General features: G+C 40.8%; 8 protein-coding genes. 4 read left to right on the top strand and 4 right to left on the bottom strand.

The genetic code is table 11. The features are described 5' to 3' along the window. Positions 1-67: 67 nt before the first annotated feature. The 4 genes from GQR45_RS04260 to GQR45_RS04275 form a co-directional block, all read right to left on the bottom strand. A complete protein-coding gene (locus GQR45_RS04260) occupies positions 68-1,687 on the bottom strand; it encodes a methyl-accepting chemotaxis protein (protein ID WP_165725205.1) in 1,620 nt (539 codons plus the stop codon). Between the two features lie 195 nt (positions 1,688-1,882). Then, positions 1,883-2,506, bottom strand: a complete 624-nt coding sequence (locus tag GQR45_RS04265; RefSeq protein WP_165725206.1) for a hypothetical protein — start codon at positions 2,504-2,506, stop codon at positions 1,883-1,885. Then, a complete protein-coding gene (locus tag GQR45_RS04270; RefSeq protein WP_165725207.1) occupies positions 2,493-3,101 on the bottom strand; it encodes a sigma-70 family RNA polymerase sigma factor in 609 nt (202 codons plus the stop codon). The genes GQR45_RS04265 and GQR45_RS04270 overlap by 14 nt, the downstream gene beginning before the upstream one ends. A gap of 14 nt (positions 3,102-3,115) precedes the next feature. After that, the gene (locus tag GQR45_RS04275; RefSeq protein ID WP_165725208.1) at positions 3,116-3,751 is read right to left on the bottom strand and encodes an energy transducer TonB; all 636 of its coding nucleotides are present in this window, start codon (positions 3,749-3,751) and stop codon (positions 3,116-3,118) included. Positions 3,752-3,906: 155 nt separating this feature from the next. Between GQR45_RS04275 and GQR45_RS04280 the strand changes: the two genes are divergently transcribed. The 4 genes from GQR45_RS04280 to GQR45_RS04295 all read left to right on the top strand — a co-directional run bounded on the left by GQR45_RS04280 (position 3,907) and on the right by GQR45_RS04295 (position 7,028). After that, positions 3,907-4,413 carry a DUF3087 domain-containing protein gene (locus GQR45_RS04280; RefSeq protein WP_007583795.1) on the top strand — a complete coding sequence of 169 codons (507 nt, stop codon included), beginning with the start codon at positions 3,907-3,909 and terminating at the stop codon, positions 4,411-4,413. 34 nt (positions 4,414-4,447) lie between these two features. Next, positions 4,448-4,897, top strand: coding sequence for a low molecular weight protein-tyrosine-phosphatase (locus GQR45_RS04285; RefSeq protein WP_010555493.1), 450 nt, complete (start codon positions 4,448-4,450; stop codon positions 4,895-4,897). Positions 4,898-4,996: 99 nt separating this feature from the next. Further along, positions 4,997-5,506, top strand: a complete 510-nt coding sequence (locus tag GQR45_RS04290) for a hypothetical protein (RefSeq protein ID WP_007583799.1) — start codon at positions 4,997-4,999, stop codon at positions 5,504-5,506. Positions 5,507-5,654: 148 nt separating this feature from the next. Continuing rightward, the gene (locus tag GQR45_RS04295; RefSeq protein WP_096058041.1) at positions 5,655-7,028 is read left to right on the top strand and encodes an IS4 family transposase; all 1,374 of its coding nucleotides are present in this window, start codon (positions 5,655-5,657) and stop codon (positions 7,026-7,028) included. The last annotated feature ends 12 nt before the right edge of the window (positions 7,029-7,040 follow it).

Genomic DNA, 7,040 nt, shown 5'->3' on the forward strand with positions numbered 1-7,040 from the left:
CACTTTTAATTTTTAAACAAGAGAATAGGGCATTACGCTCCTTTATACTTAGGCTTAAACTGAAACTCTAAATTTTAAAGCGTGTAACAAGGCTGCTAAGTTGAGCTGCAAATAGGGTTAGCTCTTCGGTAGCAATGTTGATTTTTTCTGCCCCAGCGCCTGTTTGTTTCGATAGCTCTTTTATTTCTATTACTTGCTTACTAACATCTGTTGCCACTGCATTTTGCTCTTCAGTTGCGCATGCTATTTGCGAGTTCATATCAATAATTTGATGAACCGACTCTTTTATTTCGCCAAGGGCTTGTTGCACGTCAGTAGTTTGAGTGACTATGTTATTAGCTCGCTCTCGACCAACCATCATTGCTTCAACGGATGCTTTTGCTTGTGCTTGCGCCTTAGTGATTTTTTCTTCAATTTCGGCAGTCGATTTTTGAGTATTAGATGCTAACGTACGAACTTCTCCGGCAACAACCGAAAAGCCCCTTCCAAACTCTCCAGCTCGGGCGGCTTCAATCGCGGCATTTAATGCAAGTAAATTAGTTTGCTCTGAAATGCCTTTAATAACGCCAAGAATACCCGTAATGTCTTGTGTGCTTTGAGCTAGTTCGCTAATGATTGCAGATGCATTATGAAGATCGTCTGATAGTTTTGTTGCACCACTAAAAGATTGCTCTGCTTTTTCACTACCTTGGTCAACGAGTAAGCGTGCTGCTTCTGTTGCGCTAGCAGCTACGCTAGTGTTTTTAGCAACATCAGCAGCAGTTGCTTGCATTTGGTTAATGGCTGTAGCTACTTGCTCTGTTGCTAGGTCTTGTTCTGACACATTATTTTTTGTTTGGGTGGATATTAAAGCGAGTTCTTCAGCAGCTGTTGCTTGAGACGTAGCTGAATCGGAGATTTGTTGCATCATTATTTTAAGTTTTTCTACCATTAGCTGCATTGCTGAATAAATACCTGTCGTCTGCAGTGTATTATCAAAGCGCATGCTCAAATCGCCCTCTGCAATTTTGTGGGTTAGTATTTCAATGTCTTTGGGTTCTCCACCAATTGGCTTTAAAATAGAAACCGAAATTTTCCATGTTAGTAATACCGCAATAACAACACCAATAAGTACTAATATAATTAAGTTGAATATGGCTGATTCGCCTTGAGTAATTGATTTGTTGGTAAACTCATTGGCTTTATTTGCTGCAAACTCTTCGAGTGAAAAAAGTTGTTCACTTAGGTTTTTAATATAGAGGGTTTCTTGTTTTGTGATTTTTGCAGCTTCGGCACGTTTATCTTCTTTCATTAATAAAATAATGTCGTTTCGAATAGGGGCCCAATCAATAAACTGCTTTTTAAGTGAGAGTATTTCAGACTTGTTACCGAGGTAGCGTTCCTCTAATACAGAGAATAATTTTAACGTGTTTTTCTCAAGCTTAGCTATTTCTTTTGCTGCATCGTTTATTTGCTCTATTGTATTGGCCTGTGCAACATCTTTCATTACGCTATGGATACTTGTTACATTTACTTCAATTTTTGCAATCGATACGCTAACTGTATACGGATGCTTATAAAGTTGTTGAGTGAAGCTAGAAATAGTTCGCATTTCTCCCACTGCAAAACCTGTCATAATTAATAAAATAGTAATAAGAATAAAATAAGATGAGCCTAATCGCTTACCTAATGACAAGTTTTCAAACATGGAGCTTCCCTAAAAATAAAACGTTGAGTACTTATAAATGTGACTTTATATTAAAGCGCTAATCTAAAGTTATATGTAAAAAACCAATAAAGTACAACATATCAAAATTAGTAGACCTTGATAGTAGTAAAAAAATTGTCTACAAAGGGATTTAAATATTACTTCTCATTTGTAAATCAACATATATATTTGAAGTTAAGCCCCACATTGCTTAACCCCAGCTCCCGCATGTTTAAGCGCAATAATTTGCCCTTTGCCGTTATGTGCCATAGCGAGCATGTCGCCGGTGTTTATATTACTTTCAATCGCGTGTTTGCCCTTTAAATCATTCAACAGTGAATGCTTAATTTGCACTAGCATTTCATCATTACAGCTGGCTATGTACCAGTCGCTATCTACCTTCACTAGAGTGCCGTATTCTATGTGGCGCTGTTGGTGGCGGCGTAAATCGTTAGCTAATTGACTATCAAGCGCGTGTTTTTGTTCTGTGATAGAGCTTGCGTAGCTACCAGCTTGGTTTATTTCGTGTGTTTTAATAATTGAATAGTCGTGAATGTCTATAGTGTTAAATACGCTGTTAAGTACGGTTTTAGGCTCTGTATTTATTACGTTGTTATTATCAAACACAATAAAGGCGAACACACCGAGTGCGCAGGCTAGGCTGGTTAGCTGTAGCGTAAAGCCGAACTTTTTAGGCTTTGTGTGCGTGGCCTTATTAAGTAGCGCTTTTTGCTGATCGCTTGTAAGTGTTGTGCGCGCTTTTCGCTCTTTGTAGTGTTGTGTGAGCTTTTGATCAAACGGCTCATCAGGCTTGTTCATTGTTTGCTCCTAATAAACGTTTAAGGTTTTGCTTGGCATAGCGCAGCCTTGTTTTAATAGTCTCAAGGCTGCTTTGCGTTATGAGTTCTATGTCGGTGAGCGAAAAGCCTTCTTGTTGTAATGTTATGGCTTCGCACTGTACAAAGCTGAGTTGTTTTAGGGCGGCGTCGAACGCTTTATAACTTATGTTTGAGCTGCCTATATTCAAGTTATCTATATGCGAGTTTCCACTAGTTAAGTCGCTTTCGCTTTTATCATTTTGTGCTGCTAAATGCGTGTTTTCGTCAAGCTCTACAAAGTGCTGTTGCCTGCGGTATTCGTCAATGAGTGTGTTGCGGGCAAGTTTAAATAACCACGCTTTGGGTGTGGTTTGGGCTTGGTAAAGGTGGCGCTTTTCGATTACTTTTAGCCATGTTTGTTGGCTTACGTCGTATGCTAAATGGGTATTAGATTGCGTAACAAGGTAGTGGTATAAGTCGTTACTGTAGAGGGCAATAAGCTGCTCTAAGTAACGATTGTCGCCACTTTTTGCATAACTTGCCATGCAGTCCTTGCTTGGCGTTTCAAATAACCATGACTTAATACTTAGTAGCATAGGCGTTTAGTCCGTTAAATAGAGTTATCTAATTTAAAATCGAGCTGTACAGTTTGACCTGTTTGTAATTGTGCCACACCTTCAATTACTTTTGGGCGATATTTCCAGCGTTTAATGGCTCTTATTGCTTCGCGGTCAAAGGTGCGCTTTGGCTCGGCGTTAATAACTACTGGGTCGATTACTTCCCCCGTTGGCGAAATACCAAAGCTTAGTTGCACCCAACCTTCAATACCATCGCGCGCCGCTGTGGTTGGATATTTAGGGTTTATGCGCACTATGGGTGTTGCATCCCCTGTTGGGCGATTAATGGTGTTGTTAATGTCGCCACCAAAATCGTCAATTGTAATCGGCGTAAAGTCGTTAATTGCCAACACAGGATCGGCTGATGTATCAAGCGGTGGAGCTTTTTGCGGCACTTTAGGCATCGGCGGTGGCGGCTGTATTTTTTGTATATGCCTTAGCTTTGAATCCTCAGGCGCCTGAAAAATCTCTACTATAATATCGTCCCCTGGTTTAACCGGTGCGCGTTGCTCGCCACTTATTAAATATTGCATAAACGCAAAAGCTGCAAAGGTCATCGCGGCGCCGCCAATAACGGCAGTCGATGTTTTAATAAATACTGGGTTGTTAGGTATTTCAAGTGTGTGCATAAGCCGCTCCAAATTTTATTGACCACTACAATTAGGGTGTTTTCAAAGCTATAACGGGTGGCAAATCAAAAAGGGGTGAAATAATTTTATAAAAAATGTGGGGTTTAGTTACAATAGCCATTCGCAAATATTAAAACTTAACTTTTTAGGCTGTTATGCAACTCATTGAAATAAATAAAGCGCGTTACCGTAAACATTTAAACCGTGTTATTGCAGGATGTGGTATTGGTTTGGCTGTAGGCAGCTTGGCTATATCGCAAACGCTGATTGCTTTATTTCCTGATGAAAGTGGTAGCCACTTTCATTGGAACTTAATAGGTGTTGCTATTACTAGCGTTGGGCTTGCGTGGTTACTTCATAAATACCGTACACATACGTTTATGACAGAAGTTGTTTATGTGTGGGAGCTTAAAAAAGCACTTAATAAAATAACCCGTAAAATGGCTAAGTTAAAAGCTGCTGGCCGTGAAGGTAATGCGGATGCGTTATTGGCGATTCATTATAGCTACGCGGGCTCACGGTTATTATGGCAGCTAGACGATAATCTAATTACCATGGACGATTTAGCGATTAAACAAGCTGAGCTTGAATCTGTTGCAGCGCAACATAACGTAACGCTTAACGTTGAAGATTACGACGCAAGTATTTTAAAACAGTTTTAAAGCTTAGGTTTTTAAATTAGTTAGAGGAGCCTTAATGAAAAAAGTACTCATAGTGTGTTTAGGTAATATTTGCCGCTCGCCAACTGCAGAAGCGGTATTAAAAGCCCGTGCTAAAAAGCTAGGTGTTAACGTTAAAGTCGATTCGGCAGGGACTATTGGTTACCACGAAGGTAAAACGCCTGATAGTCGCTCAATGGCTGCAGGCGAAAAACGTGGTTATAGTTTTAAAGGTATTTATTCACGTAAAGTACGCACAAGCGATTTTACTGAATTTGATTTAATTTTAGCGGCCGATACACAAAATTTAGCTGATTTAACAGCGCAATGCCCTGAGCATTTACGCTATAAGCTGGCGCTATTTTTAGAATATGGCGAGCAAGCCCAAAGCGCTATTCCCGATCCTTATTACGGCGGCGATGATGGCTTTGAAAATGTGCTCGATTTAATTGAAGCGGCAAGCGATAAAATACTCGCTAAAATTTAATCCCTATTTTATTACTAAAGCTAAATTTAACGAGCTTTTTGTCGTATTGCACAGCGTCCCTAAAGTAAGTACATTTTATGCTTACTCAAAGGGAACTTTATGAAAATAAAAATATTACTACTCACTTTATCTATCGCTTCTTGTTCTACTTTTGCTAACGATGTTAGTTTTTCGATTGGGGGTGGCTATCCTTATTTAGTTATTCCTGAAGTGTCTTTGTCGGCTAACGACGACACACAACGCTGGTATGCAAATTATAAACTAGGCCTTGATGATGGTTTTTCAGCCGGTTTTGAACAAGCAGTTAGCGATAATAAAAAACATGCTTTTGGCGCGCTTGTGGGCGCTATTGGTGCAAGAGATACAGACCAAGAGTGTGAAAGTTCAACTAATGATGTAGCAACTGACTTTGCTAATACGCTAGGTTGTGTAATTGGCGGAATTTTTGATGAAGAAACAACAAACGGCATAGGGCTTACGTACAGCTATAACTTTAATGGACTGAACAGCGCTGGTTTTAGATTAGAGCTAGATGTGGGCTATGGTAAAGCAAGCGACAGCAACGAAAAAAGAGCCGATGGCGGTATTAGCGTAAGTTACGAATTTTAACTACGTAGAATTTGTATTAGTTGGTATTAAAAAAGGCGCATAAAGCTGTCTCTTATACACAAATCCCTGCTAAGAAATTAGCGGGGATTTTTTTGAACTAAATCTCAATGTCATGATCAGATCTTCAAATCTTGTTTGAGGGCACATTATGATTAACGAACATACTCATTGGGCAAAACAACAATTCGGTAAATCGGACTTAGGTGATCCAAGAAGAACAGCGCGTCTGGTAAAGTTAGCATCAACGCTTGCAAATGAACCAGGAAAACCACTTGTGAACATCACTCAATCCCCCGCCGATATGGAAGGTGCCTACCGCTTTATTCGCAACGAGAATATTGACGCAACGGCTATAGCAGAGTCAGGCTTTAAAGCCACGGTTGAACAAGCAAAAAGTCATAACTTATTACTCGCATTAGAAGACACGACCACACTAATTTATAAACATTCCTCCATTCGAGATGATTTGGGTCATGTCGGACGAGGAGCAAAACAACGAGGCTTGTTAGCTCATAGCGTATTACTGTTTGCGCCAGACACAAAGCAAGTTGTGGGATTAATTGAACAGTCTCGCTGGAGTCGTGATATCAACACGATTGGAAAAAGAGAAAAACACGCGACGACTTCTTACGAAGAAAAAGAAAGTTACAAGTGGGAGTCAGCGTCACGAGCGATGGCAGAGCGGCTGCAAGGACAAATGGCGAACGTGATATCGGTGTGTGACCGCGAAGCGGACATCTACGAATACTTGCAGTATAAACTGAGCGAGCAGCAACGATTCGTCGTACGCTCGATGCAAAGTCGTCATATTGAAGAAGGTGAGGATAAGCTCTATGCGTTTGCAAGCGAGCTGATGAGTGCAGGCACCAAACACATCCACATTGCACAAAAAGGAGGAAGAAAAGCCCGAAGCGCAACACTGGATATCACCTATGCGCCAGTGACACTCAAAGCGCCTTACAATAAGAAAGGACACTCCCTCCCAGTTTACTATGTCGGCTGTGCAGAGCGAGGAAACGCTGAGAACGGCTTAAGCTGGCACCTATTAACCAGTGAACCAGTCACCAGCAAAGAAGACGCTTTAGCTATCATCACCTACTATGAGCACCGTTGGCTTGTAGAGGAATACCATAAAGTCTGGAAAAGTGATGGTACGGATATCGAAAGTTTACGCCTTCAAAGCCAAGATAACATGGAAAGATTGGTGACGATTAATGGCTTTATTGCGACGCGAATATTGCAACTAAAGTTCACCAATGAGCAGCCTGATTCTCCAAGTTGTGAACAACTGTTATCTCCCAAAGCATGGAAGTTATTGTGGTTAAAGAGAATAAAAACACCATTGCCTGAAACTGCTCCAAATATGTCATGGGCGTATCAGGAACTGGCAAAGTTAGGAGGCTGGAAAGATACCAAGCGCACAGGGCGTGCATCTGTGAAAGTGTTATGGCAAGGATGGCTTAAGTTACAAGCCATCCTGGAAGGCTACGATTTAGCAAAATCTCTTGAGTCAGACTTGTGATCAAGAGACAGC

The organism is Pseudoalteromonas sp. SA25 (assembly GCF_011378705.1).
Lineage (GTDB): Bacteria > Pseudomonadota > Gammaproteobacteria > Enterobacterales > Alteromonadaceae > Pseudoalteromonas > Pseudoalteromonas arctica.

Coding starts and splice junctions, on each gene's coding strand:
- GQR45_RS04260 (WP_165725205.1), bottom strand. CDS start 1,687: ATGTTTGAAAACTTGTCATTAGGTAAGCGATTAGGCTCATCTTATTTT.
- GQR45_RS04265 (WP_165725206.1), bottom strand. CDS start 2,506: ATGAACAAGCCTGATGAGCCGTTTGATCAAAAGCTCACACAACACTAC.
- GQR45_RS04270 (WP_165725207.1), bottom strand. CDS start 3,101: ATGCTACTAAGTATTAAGTCATGGTTATTTGAAACGCCAAGCAAGGAC.
- GQR45_RS04275 (WP_165725208.1), bottom strand. CDS start 3,751: ATGCACACACTTGAAATACCTAACAACCCAGTATTTATTAAAACATCG.
- GQR45_RS04280 (WP_007583795.1), top strand. CDS start 3,907: ATGCAACTCATTGAAATAAATAAAGCGCGTTACCGTAAACATTTAAAC.
- GQR45_RS04285 (WP_010555493.1), top strand. CDS start 4,448: ATGAAAAAAGTACTCATAGTGTGTTTAGGTAATATTTGCCGCTCGCCA.
- GQR45_RS04290 (WP_007583799.1), top strand. CDS start 4,997: ATGAAAATAAAAATATTACTACTCACTTTATCTATCGCTTCTTGTTCT.
- GQR45_RS04295 (WP_096058041.1), top strand. CDS start 5,655: ATGATTAACGAACATACTCATTGGGCAAAACAACAATTCGGTAAATCG.